Here is a 2,100-nt window from a genome sequence, read left to right on the forward strand (position 1 = left end):
CGACGGCACGCTCGGATTCGTCAGCGCGTGCTTGGCGGCCGCGGCGAAATCGGCGCAGCTGGGATACCTGTCCTCCGGTCGTTTCGCCATCGCCCTGGCCAGCACGCTGTCCAGGGCGTACGGCAGGCCGGGGCGGTGGCTGCTCAACGCGGGCGGCGCGCCTTGGAGGTGACCCTGGATGACCGCAGCCGGGTTGGTCGCGGAGAACGGGCCGCTGCCGGTGAACAGCCAGAACAGCGAGCACGCCAGCGAGTACTGATCCGAGCGGTGATCCAGCGCCGCGCCGGTGAGCTGCTCGGGCGAGGCGTAAGCCAGTGTGGCGGTGAAGGTTCCGGTCTGGGTGAGGTGGCCGGTGTCGTCCCGGAAGCGGGCGATGCCGAAGTCGGTGAGGTACACCCGCTCGCCCCGGCCGCTGCCGGAGCGGGCGAGCAGGATGTTCGCGGGCTTCACGTCGCGGTGCAGCACGCCGATGCCGTGCGCGTAGTCGAGGGCGTCGGCGGTCTCTTTGATGATCTGCACGGCGCGCTCGGGCGGCAATGCCTGCGGCTGCACCGACGCGGCGTCGATTCCGTCGATGTACTGCATGGAGATCCACAGCTGCTCGTCCTCGAGCCCGCGGTCGTAGACCGTGACGATGTTCGGGTGATCGAGCTGGGCGACCAGGTCCGCCTCCCGTTCGAACCGCGCCCGCACCTCCTTGTCGAAGAACATCTCCCGGTTCAGCAGCTTCAGCGCGGTCATCCTCGGCAGCCGAGGATGTTTCGCCAGGTACACCGAACCCATGCCACCGCGACCCAATTGCCGCTCGATGACATAACCGGCGAAAACGTCACCGCTGGCCAGCATGTCTGCTCCACTTCCCGCCGCGCGCCGGGACCCACCGGCGAACAGGCGTACAGCATAAGAACGCGCGCTCGAGCACGGGCTCGACCACGGAAAACATCGAAACCATAGCAGTAGTCACCGCACCGTCGGCCGCCCAGCGAAGGCCGGGCCGGCGGGGACTGCGCCGGTCTGCGACACGGTATTCACCCCTGTCATCGGGTCGAGCGTGCGGATACTACCGATGTATCTCGCTGGACCGAGCCGACGCAACACAACCCGTCCTGCGTCTGCGGTGTGCTGTCGGTGGTGGTCGTTAAGCTGACCCCCATGCGCATTGGAGCCCACGTCAGACAGGACGGCGACCCGATCGGCTTCGGCGAGAAACTCGGCGCCGACGTCATCCAGATGTTCGTCGTCGATCCGCAGAGCTGGGACAAGCCCACCCCGCACCCGCGGACCGAGGAGATCGTGGCGAGCCCGATCGACGTGGTGGTGCACTCGTCCTATCAGATCAATGTGGCGAGTCTGAACAATCGGCTACGCATGCCCTCGCGCAACGCCGTCGCCCAGCAGGCGAAGGCCGCGGCCGAGCTCGGCGCGTTCGGCCTGGTCGTGCACGGCGGCCACGTGCGCTCCGACGCCGAGCTGGAGACCGGAGTCGACAACTGGCGCAAGCTGTTCGAGCGTCAACAGGACAAGGGCGGCTTCGCCGTGCCGATCCTGATCGAGAACACCGCGGGCGGCAACCACGCCATGGCGCGGCATTTCGACGCCATCGCCCGGCTGTGGGACGCCGTCGGCGATTTCGGCGCGGGCTTCTGCCTGGACACCTGCCACGCGTGGGCCGGCGGCGAGGATTTGATCGGCGTGGTCGATCGCATCAAGGCCATCACGGGCCGAATCGACCTGGTGCACTTGAACTCCTCGCGCGACGAGTTCAACTCCGGCGCCGATCGCCACGCCAACTTCGCCGACGGCACCATCGACCCGGATCTGCTCGCCGAGGTGTGCCGGACGGCCGACGCCCCGGTGATCCTGGAGACCCCGGCCGAAGGGGTCGCGGAGGATATGGCGTATCTGCGGGAGCACGTGGGGTAGCCGCGCGGATCTGTCAGCCGCCGCACGCCCTGCCGGTACCCACCACGGCGAATCCGGCGTCGCCGAGCCGACGTTCGTCGAGCAGGTTCCGGGTATCCACGATCACGGCTTGGTCGACGTAGGTCGCGAGCTTGGCCCAATCGAGGGTCTGGAACTCGGGCCACTCGGTGAGGACCA

At 67.9% G+C, this 2,100-nt stretch carries 3 protein-coding genes; 1 reads left to right on the forward strand and 2 read right to left on the reverse strand.

Features of this window, described 5'->3' with window-relative positions; genetic code table 11:
• Window positions 1–846: serine/threonine-protein kinase (locus ON39_RS26285; RefSeq protein ID WP_040738428.1), on the reverse strand; the 846-nt coding region annotated here is incomplete at its 3' end.
• A gap of 306 nt (window positions 847–1,152) precedes the next feature.
• On the opposite strand from ON39_RS26285, the gene ON39_RS26290 reads away from it, so the two are divergent.
• Window positions 1,153–1,923 (forward strand): deoxyribonuclease IV, encoded by a 771-nt coding sequence (locus tag ON39_RS26290; RefSeq protein WP_040738429.1) that lies wholly within the window; start codon window positions 1,153–1,155, stop codon window positions 1,921–1,923.
• A gap of 13 nt (window positions 1,924–1,936) precedes the next feature.
• On the opposite strand, the gene ON39_RS49025 is transcribed toward ON39_RS26290, so the two are convergent.
• On the reverse strand, window positions 1,937–2,100 hold a 164-nt coding region (locus tag ON39_RS49025), incomplete at its 5' end, for a UDP binding domain-containing protein (protein WP_303621528.1).

Origin of the sequence: Nocardia tenerifensis NBRC 101015 (genome assembly GCF_000308715.1) — a bacterium.
Classification (GTDB): domain Bacteria; phylum Actinomycetota; class Actinomycetes; order Mycobacteriales; family Mycobacteriaceae; genus Nocardia; species Nocardia tenerifensis.

Bases quoted from the DNA above. Each gene is read 5' to 3' on its own strand.
- ON39_RS26290 (WP_040738429.1), top strand. From the start codon at position 1,153: ATGCGCATTGGAGCCCACGTCAGACAGGACGGCGACCCGATCGGCTTC.